Source organism: Kitasatospora sp. NPDC057542 (assembly GCF_042801945.1).
GTDB lineage: Bacteria > Actinomycetota > Actinomycetes > Streptomycetales > Streptomycetaceae > Kitasatospora.
In genome coordinates, this window is the sequence record NZ_JBHVFE010000179.1 from 1 (window position 1) to 16,023 (window position 16,023).

12 protein-coding genes are annotated in these 16,023 nt (G+C 74.2%); 8 read left to right on the plus strand and 4 right to left on the minus strand.

Translation table 11 applies throughout. The features are described from left to right. Positions 1-69: 69 nt before the first annotated feature. Both ACFU7Y_RS22410 and ACFU7Y_RS22415 read right to left on the minus strand, forming a co-directional pair. Positions 70-519, minus strand: a complete 450-nt coding sequence (locus ACFU7Y_RS22410; RefSeq protein ID WP_380769437.1) for a hypothetical protein — start codon at positions 517-519, stop codon at positions 70-72. A gap of 363 nt (positions 520-882) precedes the next feature. Then, entirely contained in the window at positions 883-1,698 is an 816-nt protein-coding gene (locus ACFU7Y_RS22415; RefSeq protein ID WP_380769439.1) for a hypothetical protein, read from the minus strand. Positions 1,699-1,899: 201 nt separating this feature from the next. On the opposite strand from ACFU7Y_RS22415, the gene ACFU7Y_RS22420 reads away from it, so the two are divergent. The 5 genes from ACFU7Y_RS22420 (at position 1,900) to ACFU7Y_RS22440 (ending at position 7,431) form a co-directional block, all read left to right on the plus strand. Continuing rightward, a complete protein-coding gene (locus ACFU7Y_RS22420; protein WP_380769440.1) occupies positions 1,900-3,165 on the plus strand; it encodes an MFS transporter in 1,266 nt (421 codons plus the stop codon). Between the two features lie 168 nt (positions 3,166-3,333). Then, positions 3,334-3,567: a hypothetical protein gene (locus ACFU7Y_RS22425; protein WP_224284896.1), complete on the plus strand. Its 234-nt coding sequence runs from the start codon at positions 3,334-3,336 to the stop codon at positions 3,565-3,567. Between the two features lie 113 nt (positions 3,568-3,680). Then, positions 3,681-4,229, plus strand: coding sequence for a methylated-DNA--[protein]-cysteine S-methyltransferase (locus ACFU7Y_RS22430; RefSeq protein ID WP_380769441.1), 549 nt, complete (start codon positions 3,681-3,683; stop codon positions 4,227-4,229). A gap of 502 nt (positions 4,230-4,731) precedes the next feature. Further along, a complete protein-coding gene (locus ACFU7Y_RS22435) occupies positions 4,732-6,150 on the plus strand; it encodes a family 2B encapsulin nanocompartment shell protein (RefSeq protein ID WP_380769442.1) in 1,419 nt (472 codons plus the stop codon). Positions 6,151-6,381: 231 nt separating this feature from the next. Then, positions 6,382-7,431: a family 2 encapsulin nanocompartment cargo protein polyprenyl transferase gene (locus ACFU7Y_RS22440; protein ID WP_224283853.1), complete on the plus strand. Its 1,050-nt coding sequence runs from the start codon at positions 6,382-6,384 to the stop codon at positions 7,429-7,431. A gap of 184 nt (positions 7,432-7,615) precedes the next feature. Here the strand turns inward: ACFU7Y_RS22440 and ACFU7Y_RS22445 are convergent, their stop codons facing one another. Continuing rightward, positions 7,616-8,656, minus strand: coding sequence for an NAD-dependent epimerase/dehydratase family protein (locus ACFU7Y_RS22445; protein ID WP_380769443.1), 1,041 nt, complete (start codon positions 8,654-8,656; stop codon positions 7,616-7,618). Positions 8,657-8,909: 253 nt separating this feature from the next. On the opposite strand from ACFU7Y_RS22445, the gene ACFU7Y_RS22450 reads away from it, so the two are divergent. Continuing rightward, positions 8,910-10,244: a DUF1254 domain-containing protein gene (locus ACFU7Y_RS22450; RefSeq protein WP_380769444.1), complete on the plus strand. Its 1,335-nt coding sequence runs from the start codon at positions 8,910-8,912 to the stop codon at positions 10,242-10,244. Positions 10,245-11,075: 831 nt separating this feature from the next. Here the strand turns inward: ACFU7Y_RS22450 and ACFU7Y_RS22455 are convergent. Next, positions 11,076-13,028 (minus strand): hypothetical protein, encoded by a 1,953-nt coding sequence (locus ACFU7Y_RS22455; protein WP_380769445.1) that lies wholly within the window; start codon positions 13,026-13,028, stop codon positions 11,076-11,078. A 150-nt stretch (positions 13,029-13,178) separates the two neighbouring features. Between ACFU7Y_RS22455 and radA the strand changes: the two genes are divergently transcribed. Together radA and disA are read left to right on the plus strand one after the other, a co-directional pair. Continuing rightward, positions 13,179-14,702: a DNA repair protein RadA gene (radA, locus tag ACFU7Y_RS22460; RefSeq protein WP_380769446.1), complete on the plus strand. Its 1,524-nt coding sequence runs from the start codon at positions 13,179-13,181 to the stop codon at positions 14,700-14,702. A 194-nt stretch (positions 14,703-14,896) separates the two neighbouring features. Then, entirely contained in the window at positions 14,897-15,955 is a 1,059-nt protein-coding gene (gene disA / locus ACFU7Y_RS22465; protein ID WP_224285322.1) for a DNA integrity scanning diadenylate cyclase DisA, read from the plus strand. The last annotated feature ends 68 nt before the right edge of the window (positions 15,956-16,023 follow it).

The window sequence follows — 16,023 nt, forward strand, 5'->3', positions numbered from 1 at the left end:
TCTGAGGTGCATACGCGCCCGGGGTACGGGGAAGCGGCGCCGGGGCGCCCGGCGGACTCGGGACCGGTGTCAGCCGCGCGCACCGGAACGGCGGCGCAGGACGGCGAAGCCCAGGGCCGCGGCGCCGACGGCCGCGACGGTGCCGCCACCGGCGAGCATCAGGCCCGAGCTGTCGGAGGCGGCGGAGCCGTCACCGGCCTGCGCGGCGCCCTTGGGCACCTCGCGGACCTGCGGCTGGGCGCCACCGGGGGCGACCGGGACCGGCGAGGCGGCGCCCTTCGGGACGGCCACGGCCGGCGAGGCTTCGACCTTCGGGGCGACCGGGGCGGGCACGGCGGTGGGCTTCGCCGCCGCGTCGCCGCCCGGGGCCGCGTGGCTGGGGGCGGTCGCGGCGGGCTTCGGCGCGGCGTCGGCCCAGGCCTGCCCGCCGGTGACGGTGGCCAGCAGTGCGGCGCCGGTCAGGGCGCAGGCCGCCAGGACGCGGCGGGCGGGCGAGTGGTGGGTGCGGCTCCTGCTCATACGGGGTGTCTCCCTCTGCATCGGTCGGTGGGTGGTGGCCGCCGGTCCGCGGTGCGGTTCGCGGGACCCGGCGTGCTGGTGTCGCGGGACGTCCGTCGTCGGCGCCGGACGCGTACGTCCTCGTCGCGGACGCCCTCCGGCCGGTTCGGCCGGGGCGTCGTGGATGACGGTAGGAGCGCCGTGTCGCGGTCCTCGGCCGGTCGTGTCACGGCCGCCCATCGGCTGCGTAACGGTGCGTCGGAGCCCTTCGCAGCTCGGCCGGAGGCCACTGCTCGACGCCTTCCCGGCCCGTCTTCCGGCTCGACGCCCTCCCGCCCCGACTTCCCGGCCCCGCCTTCCCGCTCGACGCCTTTCCGTTCCGTCCTACCGCCCCGCCCGCAGTCGGCGGAGCGTCCAGCCCGGGCCGAGCGGCCGGGTGTGGGCCGTGAAGAGTTCGGCGGCGCGGCGGTAGGAGAGGCGGGCGTGGCCGGTGTACGGGCAGCGGTCGCGGGCGGGGGCGCCGGCGGGGGCGCGGCGGTCGGTGAGGAAGAGCGGGCCGGTGGCGCGGCCGGCCACCAGGAGGGGGAGCAGCCGGGCGGTGCCGGACTGCCAGTGCACGGGGGTGCGGTCCGGGTGGGGGAGGGTGCGGCGGCGGGGCAGGTCGAGGTGGTCGGTGTCCAGGGCGAGGACGGTCTCGATCGCGGCGCCGGACTCGTGCAGCAGGTGCCAGAGCGCCTGCTCGCGCAGCGGCGCGCGGAGGGCGAACAGGGCGCGCAGCTCCTCGGGGGTCAGGAGGCCCGGTGCCGCGGCCGGGTCGGGCAGCGGGCGGGGACGCAGGCCGGCGGTCGGGTCGCCGTCGATCCAGCCCCGGGCCCGCCACCAGGCCACGGCCGCGCGCAGGGTGGAGAGCTCCCGGTTGAGGGTGCGCGGGTCGGTGTCGGCTCCGCGCCGGGCGGCCGCGGCGCGGAGCCGCTCGGCGGCGTCCGGCTGGTCGAGCAGCGCGAGCGGCAGGACGGGCGGTCGGGCCCGCCGCCGTTCGGGGCCGGTGGGGGCGGGCCGGTCGGCGAGGGCCCAGGCCCAGGTGTCCAGTGCGATCCGGTAGATCCGCCGGGAGCCGGCGGCGAGCCCGGCGGCGGCCAGGTAGCGCTCGACGGCGACGGCGTACTCGACCGGCGGGAGTCCTGCCGCAGTTTCTTTCACGACCGCCCTCTTTCGCAGTAAATCAATCCCCTCAAGTCGCTCGACCCTAGCCGCAATTCGCAGTAAAGGGCAGGTGGAAAGCCGTAATGGCCACTATTTACTGCGGCAGTCGGATGGCTGCAGGAAATTGACTCCAAAAGGCTCAACTTTTTCTCCGCAATCCCTTGAACCGCTCCCCGTCGAACCGCAGACTTGCTGCACATGGCAGTGCAGACCGAACGGATCCCGGCCCGCAGAAGGCGTCTGGGAGACCGTCTCGCCGTGCTCGGCGAGCGCGAATTCACGTGGTTCTTCATCGGGTACACGACCTCCCTCGTCGGCTCATCGATGGCGCCGGTCGCGGTCGCCTTCGCGGTGCTCGACGACGGGGGCGGCGGCACCGACGTGGGGTGGGTGATGGCGGCCCGGATCCTCCCGGTGGTGCTGGTGCTGCTGGCCGGCGGGGTGATCGCCGACCGGCTCGGCAGCCGTCGGGTGATGCTGGGCTCGGACCTGTTACGCGGCTTGGTCCAGGCGCTGTTCGCCGGGCTGCTGGCGGCCGGGCGCGCGCCGGTCTGGGCGATGGTCTCGCTGGTGGCGGTCTGGGGGATCGGCGAGGGGCTGTTCATGCCGGCCTTCGGAGCGGTCGTGCCCGACCTGGTGCGTCGCAAGGAACTGATGGCGGACGCCAACACCCTGCTGGGGCTGGGCCGTTCGGTGTCCGCCGTGGTCGGCCCCGCCACCGCCGGCCTGGTGACCGCCGCCTGGGGCCCGGCGACGGTGCTGCTGGCCGACGCGGTGACGTACGGCGTCGGCGCCTTCGCGCTGGCCAGGCTGCGACTGCCGGTGCGGGCACCGGCCGGCGGGGAGTCGATGATCCGGGACGTCCGGGCCGGCTGGTCGGAGTTCGCCTCCCGCCCGTGGCTGTGGATCACCACCGTGCAGATGGGCCTGTTCAACCTGCTGGTCTGGGCCCCCTTCCTGGTGCTCGGCCCGCTGCTCGCGCAGCAGGGCCTCGGCGGCGCCCGTGCCTGGGGCCTGGTGATGGGCGGCTACGGCGCCGGCGCGGTGCTGGGAGGCCTGCTGATGCTCGGCCGGGCGCCCGCCCGTCCGCTCGCGGTGGCGTCGGTGGCGGCGCTGGGCTGGGCGCTGCCCTCCGGGGCGTTCGCGGCCGGGGCGGGGCTGCCCTGGGTGGCCGCCGGCGCGCTGGTGGCCGGGGTCGGCTCGGCGGTCTGCGGGACGCTCTACAGCACCACCACGCAGAAGTGGGTGCCGGTGGAGATGCTCGGTCGGATGACGGCGTTCGGCGTGCTGGGTTCCTTCGCCCTCGGCCCGCTCGGGCTGGCGGCGGCCGGTCCGCTGGCGGACCGGTTCGGGGCGGGCGCCGTGTTGCTGTTCGGGGCGGTCTGGCAACTGGTTGCCGGGGCCGTAGTGTTGGCCGTACCGGCGGTGCGGAACCGCCGTTGGGAGGAGGGCCCGGACAGCTGACCAACCCCTCGGACGGCTTCGGGGCGCACCCCCGGCCCGCCGCGCACCGCGCCCGGCCGGCTCCGGAGCGCGAACGGCTGCCCCTCCCGCGCACGTACGCCTCCGCGACGGGCGGGGCGGCCGACCCGGTCGTACCGTGGAGGGCGGGGGTGACGGAGGAGGTCGATCATGCCCGGCTCGCTCACCATCAGCCATCACGAGTCCGCGGTCACCCTGGACCACACGGACGCGGAGCGGCTCGCCACCGTGCTGGCGGAACTGGCGTACCTGCTGGAGATCCCGGGACCGAACCGGATCAACGACGAACAGCTCGCCGTGCTGTGCGAGGGCCGTGCCCCGGACCGCGCCGAGCTGGTGCACTGGTGCGCGTCGAACGCCCGCGCACTGAAGGGGCAGCTCTGACCGGAGCCGCTCCGGCCGTCGGCCGCCCGCCGTACGATGGCGCGCGGGGCGGGGACGCCTCCCGGGTGCCGGGGTGGTCGGCGGCCGGTCCGGTGGAGGGTGGGGGCCCGAGCGTGCCGCAGTCCTGGTCGATGTCCTGGCTGACCGTGCCCACCCCGCTGCCCAGCGGGCCGATGCACATCGCGGTGACCCCGCTCGGCGTGGCGTCGGCCGGTTACGGTGGGCCGAGCGGGGGCGAAGTGCCGCCGTGCACCGACGAGTCGAAGATCGCCGCCGTCACCGAGCGGATCGGCGCCTACCTGGCGGGCCGCACCCGCGAGCTGGGCCTGCCGATCGACTGGAGCCTGAGTTCCGGCCCGCACCGCACGGTGCTGCAGACGCTCTGGCGCGAGGTGCCGTACGGCCGGACCATCACCTACGGCGAACTGGCCGCCCGCAGCGGGGTGTTCGAGGACGTCGCGGAGCCCGGCCTGGCCGCCCGCACGGTCGGGCAGATGATGGCCGCCAACCCCGTCCCCCTGCTGGTGCCCTGCCACCGGGTGGTGGCGGCGGACGGGATCGGCGGCTTCGGCGGCGGCCGGGTCGGGATCGAGGTGAAGCGCTGGCTGCTCACCCTGGAGGGCGTGCTGGAGCCGACCCTCGACTGGAACGGCCCGCTGTAGCGGCGGGGCTGCCGCGCGCGTCGGTCCGTCACACCCGGGCGGGGTGGGAAGTCCGGCTCGGCGATGGCCGCGTAGCCGTGGGCCTTGCCGGTGAAGGCCGCGATCGCGGGGGCGGGAGGGCAGAGACGTTCTCGGCGTAGGTGCGGTTCAGGCAGGCGCGTACGGGCGCACTCAGGTGACCGTCCCTGACAGAGAGTGGACGGAAGGTCAGGGCGTCCTGGCGGCCTGTTCGAACGGCTCGGACGGCGGGGCGCCGCGTGCGGGTCGAGCCAAGGGGCTGCGGGCCGGGGCGCGGATGGGGGAGGATGGGTCGCGGCACTCCGATTTGTCCGAATGAATAGTCGAACGGATATCGATCAGGTGATCTATTCGTACTATTTGTTCGGCCATTCCGAACCACTCGAACGAGTGATTGCGGGGCGCCATCGAATGGGCCCACGATGAAGCTGCAACACGCATGTGCAAGGCGACACTTCATCGGGATATGCGAAGGGCTCCCCTCATGTCGACCGAAACCAATGCCGGTATTCCTGCGCCCGGTGCGCGATCGGAGATCCGGCAGCAGCAGAGTCTGAGCACGGCGGGCGCGCGGAACCTCGCGACGACCACGAAGTCCGCTCCGCAGATGCAGGGCATCAGCCCGCGCTGGCTGCTCAGGAAGCTGCCCTGGGTGCAGGTGTCCGGCGGCACCTACCGGGTGAACCGCCGCCTGCGCTACTCGGTCGGCCGCGGCCGGGTGAGTTTCGTCAAGACCGGCACCGAGGTGCGGATCGTCCCGCCCACCCTGGCCGAGGTGCCGGCGCTGCGCGGTTTCCAGGACGAGGCCGTGCTGGAGGAGCTGGCCTCGCGCTTCGTGCAGCGGGACTTCAACGCGGGCGACGTCCTGGTCCGGGCCGGGGCGCCGATCACCGAGGTCTACCTGATCGCGCACGGCAAGCTCGACCGGCTGGGCACCGGCAAGTACGGCGAGGAGACGGTGATCGGCACCCTCGCCGACGGCGACCACCTCGGCGACGAGGCGATCCGGCAGGACGGCGGCGACTGGCCGTACACCGTCCGCGCCGCGACCTCCGGCACCGTGCTGACGCTGTCCTGGCACTCCTTCGAGGAGCTGCACGACCGCTCCGAGGCGCTCCAGCTCCAGGTCATCGAGTACCTGAACGGCTTCCAGCAGGCGCAGAACAAGCACGGCGAGGCGGAGATCGACCTCTCGGCCGGCCACCGGGGCGAGTACGAGCTGCCCGGCGCCTTCGTGGACTACGAGCTGAAGCCGCGCGAGTACGAGCTGAGCGTCGCGCAGACCATCCTCAAGGTGCACACCCGGGTCGCCGACCTCTACAACCAGCCGATGAACCAGACCGAGCACCAGCTCCGGCTCACCATCGAGGCCCTGCGCGAGCGCCAGGAGCACGAGCTGGTCAACAATCCGGAGTTCGGCCTGCTCGGCAACGCCGCGTACGAGCAGCGGTTCCAGACCCACTCCGGCCCGCCCACCCCGGACGACATGGACGAGCTGCTCAGCCGCCGTCGCGGCACCAGGATGTTCCTGGCCCACCCCAAGGCCATCGCCGCCTTCGGCCGGGAGCTCAACAAGCGCGGCCTCTACCCGGGGACGGTCGAGGTCGAGGGCAAGCAGATCCTGTCCTGGCGGGGGGTTCCGGTCTTTCCGTGCAACAAGATCCCGATCGTCGGGAGCACCAGCTCGATCATCGCGATGCGAATCGGCGAGGACAACCAGGGCGTCATCGGTCTGCACCAGACCGGAATTCCGGACGAATACCAGCCGAGCCTGTCGGTGCGGTTCATGGGAATCGACGACAAGGCCATCATTTCCTACCTGGTGAGCGCCTACTACTCCGCCGCGATCCTGGTGCCGGACGCGGTCGGAGTCCTGGAGAACGTGGACATCGCGCAGTACTGACGGTGCGCGGGGCCGGTCGCAGAGCCGTGCCGTCGGACGGGGGCCGCCCACCGCACCCCGGCCGGACGGCACACCCCGCGCGTGCGGGCCCGGCCCGAGGGCGGCCGGGGCGCCGCGCGACGTCGTCCCGGCACCGCAGCGCCGTCGCACGTCGCCCTGGCACCGCAGCGCAACCCCGGCCCGCCGTCGGCGGGCCGTCCCACGACAGGCGACCGACAGGGGGAGACACCCATGACCAGTCCCACGTTGCAGCGGGACCACAAAGAGGGGCACGAGGCGGCGGGCATCCTCGCCCGGACCCGCGCCCTGGTCGACCCGGTCCTGCGGGCCGCCGTCGACTCGCTGCCCGGCACCATGCGCAAGGTGGCCGGCTACCACTTCGGCTGGTGGGAGGCCGACGGCACCCCCGCCGAGGCCCCCGCCGGCAAGGCGATCCGGCCGGCCATGGTCCTCGCCGCCACCCAGGCCCTGGGCGGCAAGCCCGCCGAGGCCGTCGCCGCGGCCGCCGCGGTGGAGCTGGTGCACAACTTCACCCTGCTCCACGACGACGTCATCGACCGGGACGACACCCGGCGCCACCGGCCCACAGCCTGGCGGGTGTTCGGCACCACCGAGGCCATCCTGGCCGGGGACGCCATGCACTCCCTCGCGCTGCGCCTGCTCGCCGAGGACACCCACCCGGCCGCCCACGGCTCGATCCGTCGGCTCGCGGACTGCGTGGTCGAGCTCTGCGAGGGGCAGCAGATCGACTGCGCCTTCGAGCGGCGCAACGACGTCTCGCTGCCCGAGTGCCTGGCGATGGCGGAGGCCAAGACCGGTGCGTTGCTCGGCGCGGCCTGCGCGATGGGCGCCCTGTACGGGGGCGCCTCCGAGGAGGCGGCGCAGGCGTTGGACGGCTTCGGCAGGGAGATCGGCCTGGCCTTCCAGCTGATCGACGACCTGATCGGCATCTGGGGGGACCCGGCGGTCACCGGCAAGCCGGTCGGCGCGGACCTGGTCGCCCGCAAGAAGTCGCTGCCGGTGGTCGCGGCGCTGGGTTCCGGCACCGTCGAGGGCAAGCGGCTGGGCGAGCTGTACGCGCTCGAACGTCCGCTGAGCCCCGAGGAGTTGACGCAGTGCGCGGCGGACGTCGAGGCGGCCGGCGGGCGTGGCTGGGCGCAGGGCGAGTCCTGCGAGCGGATGGCCGCGGCGATGGCGCAGCTGGCCGCCGCGGTCCCGGAGCCGGCCGCGGCCGACGAGCTGCTGGCGCTCGCCGAGCTGGTCACCCGCCGCACGCACTGAGCGGGCTGACCGCGTCGAACGCGCCCCCGGGAGGGGAAAACGCGTCCCGGGGAGGGTCCTCCCGGAGTGCCTCATGAGTGCTCATGAGCGCTTCGGGAGCGCTTCGGGAGCGCCTCGGGAGCGCCTCGGGAGTGGGAAGCCGGCCCGGCCGACTTCCCACTCCTGCTGCCTGACGCGCCAGCCGTCAGCCGAAGGCGGCCAACAGCCGCCGCTCCTTGGCGGGTTCGATGCCCTGCCGCACCGCCGCCCCCGGCCGCCCCTTGCGTCCCTCGGCGTCGGTGTCCTCCACCGGCCCGCGCGTCCGCAGCCACTCCCAGGTGTCCCGCGCCGTCTCGGTGAACGGCCGACAGCGCAGCCCGGCCGCCTCCGCCCGGCTGGTGTCGGCCAGCCAGGCGCCCGCCAGATCGGGCAGATCCGGTGCCCAGAGGGGGAGTTCGGTCCACGCGCCGACCTGGTCCGGCCCCTCGGCGAGCAGCGGCCCGTCCGGAATCCAGGCGAGCTCGGTGTCCGCGGCGCCCGCCACCTCCCGGCAGGTCTCCAGCCACTCGCGGAAGCGGAGCCGGCCGGGCGGCGCCGTGGTGACGAACCGCCCCGACGTTCCGGCCGTCAGCAGGTCCAGCCCGAAGCCGGCGAAGTCCCGGACGTCGATCACCTGCATGGTCCGCTGCGGATCACCCGGGGCGAGCACCCGCCCGCCGCGTGCCATCCGCTCCAGCCACCAGGGCAGCCGGCCGCCGAACTCGTACGGACCGACGAGCAGCCCGCTGTTCAGCACCAGCGTGCGCCGGGCGCCGAACCCCGCCAGTACGGCGCGCTCGCAGCCGGCCTTCAGGGCGTTGCCGGGCGGCTGGTCGGGCGGGGTGTCGGCGGGGCAGGGGTGCAACGCGGAGTCCTCGTCGACCACGTGGGCGGGCCAGTCGGCGAAGGCGTGCACGGAGGAGACGAAGGTGTAGTGGCCGGCCCGGTCGCGCAGCAGTCGGGTACTGAGCGCGGCTTGGGCGGGCTGCTGGGCGGAGGTGTCGACGACGGCGTCCCAGCTGCGGCCGTCGACCAGCCGGGCGAGGTCCCCGGCACTGTTGCGGTCGCCGCGGACGGCCTCGACGCCGGGCAGGTCGGCGGCGCTGTGGCCGCGGTTGAAGGTGGTCACCCGGTGGCCCCGGGCCAGGGCCTCGGCAGCGTAGGCCCGTCCGAGGAAGGACGAGCCTCCAAGCAGGAGGATCTTCATGCCGACGACCTTCTCTCGTCCGCCCCGCCCGTACGCGCGGATTCGCGGTGAGCAGACAGGGGATTACCGGATGCCGCACGGCGCCCGGCCCGACGTGCCACCCCACCCGGGCCCGCTTAGCATCCGATTTGTACCGCGATCGGCGACCGCACCCCGGCCTGGTGCACGACCCGCCCGCCACAGCCGGCACGAACGGCCCGCCGACGCCGAGCACTCCGCCGACCGGCTGCCCGCCCCGGACGAAGGACCCGCGATGAACCAGCCCGATCTGGAGGCCCTGGCCGCCGACGCGTACGTCTACGGCTACCCGCTGGTCGCCGGCCTCACCATGGTCGAGCGGTTCGTCCGGGGCGGCCTGGGCACCCTGCCGGCTGCGCCGTTCAACCACATCAGCCACGCCACCCGGCTGGCCGGACCGGCCGACGACTTCGTCTCGGTCAACAACGACACGGTCTACTCGATCGCCCAGCTCGACCTCTCCGAGGGCCCGCAGGTGCTGCGCGTCCCGGACACCGCGGACGCCTACTACGTGCTGCAGTTGATCGACGCCTGGACGGACAACGTGGCCTACCTCGGCCGCCGGGCCACCGGCACCGGCTCGCAGACCTGGCTGATCGTCCCGCCCGGCTGGCACGGCAGCCCGCCGGACCCCGAACGGGTGGTCGAGCTGCCCACCACCATCGGCACCCTCGTCGGCCGCTTCGCCTGCACCGGCCCGGACGACCTGCCCCGGGTCCGGGCCCTCCAGGCCGCCCTGGAACTGGATCCGCTGGAACCCGGCGGCCTGGTCGCCGGACTGCCCGAGCCGGACGCCGACGTCCCCGAGCGGCTGGCCTTCTTCGAGCGGCTGAGGGTCTGGATGCAGGCCTTCCCGCCCGCCACCGCGGACATCGAGTACCAGCGCCGCTTCGCCCCGCTCGGCCTGCTGGACGACGGCGCCTCGCCGTACCGCGCGGCCGCCCCCGAGTGGACGCTGGCGCTGGCCAAGGGCCTGGCCGCCGGCCGCGAACGGGTCGAGGACGCCACCCGCCCGCCGGAGGACCACCCGCCCGGCGAGTGGCGCAGCGCGCTCCACCTCTTCGACTACAACACCGACCACCTGGGCCCCGGCACCCTGGACGACCCCGAGTGGCGCATCCCCGACCGCCGCGCCGCCTACCTCAGCCGGGCCGCCGCCGCCCGGGCCGGCCTCTGGGGCAACCACGCCTACGAGGCCTCGTTCGCGATGACCTACCACGACTCCGACGGCCGGCCCCTCTCCGGCGTCCACGACTACACCCTGCGCTTCGAACAGCCGCCCCCGGCCGGGGCGTTCTGGTCGGTCACGATGTACTCCGTCCCGGACTACTACCTGGTGGAGAACCCGATCGACCGCTACTCGATCGGCGACCGCACCCCCGGTCTGGTCCACGGCGAGGACGGCTCCCTCACCCTGGCCCTCCAGCACGACCAGCCCGAGGACCCGCCCGCCGCCGCCAACTGGCTCCCCACCCCGCCCGGCGAGTTCCGGCCCATCCTCCGCATCTACCAGCCCGGGCCCGCCGTCCTGGACGGCAGCTACCAGATCCCGCCGATCCACCGGGTCTGACACCCCTGCCCGCCCCAGCAGCACGGCCGCGGCTCCTCGACGGGGGCCCCTGGATCCCGCCGCCCTCGCATGAGAAGTCGGCCTGATCGACTTCTCATGCACGTCCCCGCCGGGAGCTCGCGGCCGGAATCTCCCAGGGCCTGAGCCTGCTGTGCGCGAGAAGTCGGCCGGGCCGACTTTCCGCGCGTCTTCTCGCCTGGAGGCCGCAGACTGGAATATGCAGACCGGTCTACCTACCTTCGGCGCCCGACCTGCTGTGCGCGAGAAGTCGGCCGGGCCGGCTTTCCGTGCGTCTTCTCGCCTGGAGGTCGCAGGCAGGATTATGCAGACCGGTCTACCTATCTTGGGCGCCCGGCCCGTTGTGCGTGAGAAGTCGGCCGGGTCGACTTCTGGTGTGTCGGGCTCTCCGCTGGGAATATGGCGGTCGGTCTACATAGTCGGTCGATTCCTGAGCCTGCTGTGCGCGAGAAGTCGGTCGGGCCGGCTTTCCGCGCGTCTTCTCGCCTGGAGGTCGCAGGCAGGATTATGCAGACCGGTCTACCTATCTTGGGCGCCCGGCCCGTTGTGCGCGAGAAGTCGGCCGGGTCGACTTCTGGTCGGCTCTCCGCTGGGAATATGGCGGTCGGTCTACATAGTCGGTCGATTCCTGAGCCTGCTGTGCGCGAGAAGTCGGCCGGGCCGGCTTTCCGCGCGTTCTCTCGCCTGGAGGTCGCAGGCAGGATTATGCAGACCGGTCTACCTATCTTCGGCGCCCGGCCCGCTGTGCACGAGAAGTCGGCCCGGCCGACTTCCTGTGCACCGCCGACCACGTCCGGCGCGTTGCACCCGCTGTTACCGCCTCGACGGGGAGGCCGTTGCCGTGCCCGTCGGATGCGGCGAGGTGTCCGAGCCGGGCGGCGCCGTGGTGGCCGTGCCCGAGGGGGGCGGGGAGCCCGCCGGCGGGCCGGACGGCGACGGGGACGACGTGGGCGAGCCGGACGCGGTCGGTGCCGCCGTGGGCGAGGCGGTGGCGGAACCGGTCGGTACCGGCGTGGAGGGCGACGCCGATGACGGCGACGATGACGGCGACGGCTCGGCCGGGGAGGAGGCGGACCCGCCGCGGTTGTGCGGACCGCCCTCCAGGGTGACCACCGCCTGCGAGGGCGGCAGCGCGATCCGGGCGGTCCAGTGCATGGCCGGTGCCTGGTCCTCGTCCACCGTGACGATCACGGTGATCCGCTGACCGGGCGCCAGGGTGCCGGAGTCGCGGCTGAGCCGGAGCCAGCCGGCGTCCGCCACTGCGCGCCAACGGATTTCCGTGGTACCGGAGTTGGTGAGGGTGAGGACGGTCCGACTGCCGTACTCGCCGGCCTCGACGGTGAGCAGTCCGGCAGGGGCCGGTTCGCCCGTGCCCGTTGCGGAGGCGCGGTCGACCGCCGGGGCCGGTGCGGCGACCAGGGTCGGGCTGCTGAGCGGGGTTGCGCCGTGGGCCGGGACCGGGATCACCGCGCCCTCGAAGGTGAGTCGTGGAAAACCCGGAAGCAACGTTTCTGCATCGCCTACACCGGCGCCGCCCACACCGGCACCGTCCGCAACCATCCCGGTCGCGGCCCCCGCGAGTTCCATCCCGGGCAGACCGGGCGCACCCGGCCCCGCCGGGCCGTCCACTGCGGGCCGCGGCCGCTGCCCGGTCGGCGTTCCGGCCTCGTCCACCCGTACCGCCGACACTGAGGCAGCCGGCCTCGACCCGCCACCGCCCCGGTGCCCGGCCCAGAGCGCGATCACCGGCGCCGCCAGTACGGCCGCGAGCACCCCGGTGGTGACCACCCGTCGGCGCACCGCCAGCCCGCGCCCCGCATCCGGCGCCCGGTGCCGGGGGAAGCCGCCCTGGTCGAACCGCAGCCCCGGTTCCACCACCCGAGCAGCCACCGCCCGAGTAGCCACCACCCGAGCAGTCGCCACCGGAGCAGCCGCCACGCCGGTGACCGCGGCGCCCCCGGGAAGGCCCACCGGAGCCCGCAGCAGCGCCAGCCCCGACAGCCCCGCCGCACCCCCCGCCGCCTCGCTCGCGGCCACCCGCTCCGCCGTCCCCCGGCAGGTCGGGCAGTCCACCACGTGCTGCACCAGCTCCCGCCGCAGCGCCGGGCCGAGCACCCAGTCCCGCCAGGACTCCGTCCCGGCCCCGCCGAGCCGGTCCAGCTCCGGACAGCTGCCCACGCCGAGCACCAGCAGCGCCGCCCTGGTCCGGGCCACTTCGGCCTCGGCCCCGGCCAGCAGTGCGCGGGTCCGCTCGAACGGCAGGTCCAGCACCGCCGCGACCTCCAGCGGGGTCAGCCGGTGCCGGACGGACAGCTCCAGCGCCTCGCGCTGCTCCGGGTCGGTGCCGGCCGCCTCCGGCCAGGCGAGCGAGGACAGCTCGCGCCGCCGCCGGGCCGCCTCGGCCTCGCCCGGCTCGGCCCCGGGCGTCCGCCCGTCCCCGGTACCGGTCACGCCGTGGCCGCCGCCCGCGAGCCGGCGCAGGCAGCAGTACCGGGCCAGTGAGAACAGCCAGGCGCGCAGCAGCCCGGGCTCGGCCAGCCGGGCGCCGTGCCGCCGCGCCAGCTCGCGGACCTCGCCCAGGGCGTCGGCGGCCGCGTCGTGCTCGCAGAGCACCGAGAGGCAGTAGGTGAACAGGCCGTCCACCTGCCGGTCGTACGCCACGAGCGCGGCGGCGGCCTTCGGTCCGGCCGGCCCGTTCGGTTCACCGGGCCCGGTCGGTTCACCCGGCCTGCCCGCCCCGGTCGGCCCAACAGTTCTCGTTGTCACCCGTCCGACGGTAGAGACCGTGCACGGCTGACCCCGGCCGTTCGCCGCGTATGTACTTCTTTCGGGTAACAACATCGCCCATCTGTGTGGACGCGGGGCGAGCCCGCGGGCGGGCCGTCGTTGTCACACCCAGGCGCTACGGTGGGCCGCATGCCTCCGCGTTCCAAGACCACCGCCAAGCCCCGCCCGGCGTACCGCTGCACCGAGTGCGGCAACCAGCTGCCCAAGTGGGTCGGCCGCTGCCCGGAGTGCAACGCCTGGGGCACGGTCGAGGAGTACGGCGCGGTGCCGATCCGCACCACGGCCGCCGGTCCGGTCAGCGCGCCCGCCCGCCCGATCGCCCAGGTGGACGGCCAGGTCGCGACGGCCCGCTCGACGGGCGTGCCGGAGCTGGACCGGGTGCTCGGCGGAGGCCTGGTGCCCGGCGCGGTGGTGCTGCTGGCCGGCGAGCCCGGCGTCGGCAAGTCCACCCTGCTGCTGGACGTCGCCGCCAAGGCGGCCACCGCGCAGCACCGCACGCTCTACGTCACCGGCGAGGAGTCGGCCGGCCAGGTCCGGCTGCGCGCGGACCGGATCAACGCCCTCTCGGAACACCTCTACCTCGCCGCCGAGTCCGACCTCGGCGCGGTGCTCGGGCACATCGAGGCGGTCAACCCCGGCCTGCTGATCCTGGACTCGGTGCAGACCATCGCCTCCGCCGAGCTGGACGGCGCCCCCGGCGGCCCGGCCCAGGTCCGGGAGGTGGCGAGCGCGCTGATCCGGGCGTCCAAGGAGCGCGGCATGGCCACCCTGCTGGTCGGCCACGTCACCAAGGACGGCCAGATCGCCGGCCCGCGGCTGCTGGAGCACCTGGTGGACGTGGTGTTGAGCTTCGAGGGGGACCGGCACGCCCGGCTGCGGCTCATCCGAGGGGTCAAGAACCGCTACGGCGCCACCGACGAGGTGGGCTGCTTCGAGCTGCACGACGAGGGCATCGTCGGCCTGGCCGACCCGTCCGGCCTCTTCCTGACCAGGCGTGACAAGCCCGTCCCGGGCACCTGCCTCACCGTCACCCTGGAGGGCAAGCGCCCGCTGGTGGCCGAGGTGCAGGCGCTGATGGTGGATTCGCAGATCCCCTCCCCGCGCCGCACCACCTCGGGTCTGGAGTCCCCCCGGATCGCGATGATCCTGGCCGTGGTCGAGCGGCACGGCGGGGTGAAGCTCGGCAAGCAGGACATCTACACCGCGACGGTCGGCGGGGTGAAGCTGACCGAGCCCTCCGCCGACCTCGCGGTGGCGCTCGCGGTGGCCAGCTCCTCCACCGACACCCCGCTGCCCAGCAACCTGGTGGCGATCGGCGAGGTCGGCCTGGCGGGCGAGGTGCGGCGGGTGACGGGTGTGCAGCGGCGGCTCGCCGAGGCGCACCGGCTGGGCTTCACCCACGCCCTGGTCCCGCCGGACCCGGGCAAGGTGCCGCCGGGCATGAAGGTGGTCGAGGTGGCCGACATCGGCGAGGCGCTGCGGGCCATCCCGGGCCGCCGCCGCTCCGCCGCCAAGCCGCGCACCGAGCCCCGCGGTGAGGCACCGTCGGCGCCGCCGGCCCCGCGCTCCGCCCGGGCCGCGGACCGCCCGGCGGCGTACCCCGAGGAGCTGATGGACGGCTGGGAGCCGCTCGACTCCGACGAACTGCGCTGACCCAAGCCCTGCCGAAGCCACACGCAGTTAGACTTTCTCCAGTCTCATTGGCCAGAAGGCAGTACCGAGCGGTACTGAGCGACAGAGCAACAGACCGCGGACCGGCGCACGGCGCGAGGCACGGGGTCGACCGGAGGAGTCACGTGGCAGCCAGCGACCGGGGGGCGGACAAGGCCTCCCGCGAGGAGGCCCTGCTGCGGGCCTCCCTCACCGCCATCGCGCCCGGTACCGCGCTTCGTGACGGCCTGGAGCGGGTCCTGCGGGCCAACACCGGCGGTCTGATCGTGCTGGGCTTCGACAAGACCGTCGAGTCCGTGTGCACCGGCGGCTTCGTCCTGGACGTCGAGTTCAGCGCCACCCGGCTGCGCGAGCTGTGCAAGCTCGACGGCGCGGTGGTGCTCGACAAGGACATCACCAAGATCGTCCGGGCCGGCGTGCACCTGATGCCGGACTCGACCATCCCCACCGACGAGACCGGTACCCGCCACCGCACCGCCGAGCGGGTCAACCGGCAGACCGGCTACCCGGTGGTCGCGGTCTCGCACTCGATGCGGCTGATCGCGATGTACGTCAACGGCACCCGCCGGGTGCTGGAGGACTCCACCACCGTCCTGTCCCGCGCCAACCAGGCGCTGGCCACCCTGGAGCGCTACAAGCTGCGCCTGGACGAGGTGGCCGGCACGCTCTCCGCGCTGGAGATCGAGGACCTGGTGACGGTCCGGGACGTCACCGCCGTGGCCCAGCGCCTGGAGATGGTCCGGCTGATCGCCACCGAGATCGCCGGCTACGTGCTGGAGCTCGGCATCGACGGCCGGCTGCTCTCGCTCCAGCTGGACGAGCTGATCGCGGGCGTGGAGCCGGAGCGCGAGCTGGTCGCCCGGGACTACTTCCCGGAGCGGGCGGCCAAGAAGGGCCGGACGGTCACCGAGGTGCTGGCCGACCTGGAGGCGCTCACCCACGCCGAGCTGCTGGACCTCCAGACCGTCGCCAAGGCGCTCGGCTACTCGGGCTCGCCGGAGTCGCTGGACGCCGCCGTCTCGCCGCGCGGCTACCGCCTGCTGGCGAAGATCCCGCGCCTGCCCAACACGGTCATAGAGCGCCTGGTCGAGCACTTCGGCGGCCTCCAGAAGCTGCTCGCCGCGAGCATCGACGACCTGCAGACCGTCGAGGGCGTCGGTGAGACCCGTGCCCGCTCGGTCCGCGAGGGCCTGTCCCGCCTTGCCGAATCGTCCATCCTGGAGCGCTACGTCTGACCGGACGCGCAGCCGTACGGACGCCCGAACACGGCGACGGCCCCCGGGGAGCGAACGCCTCCCGGGGG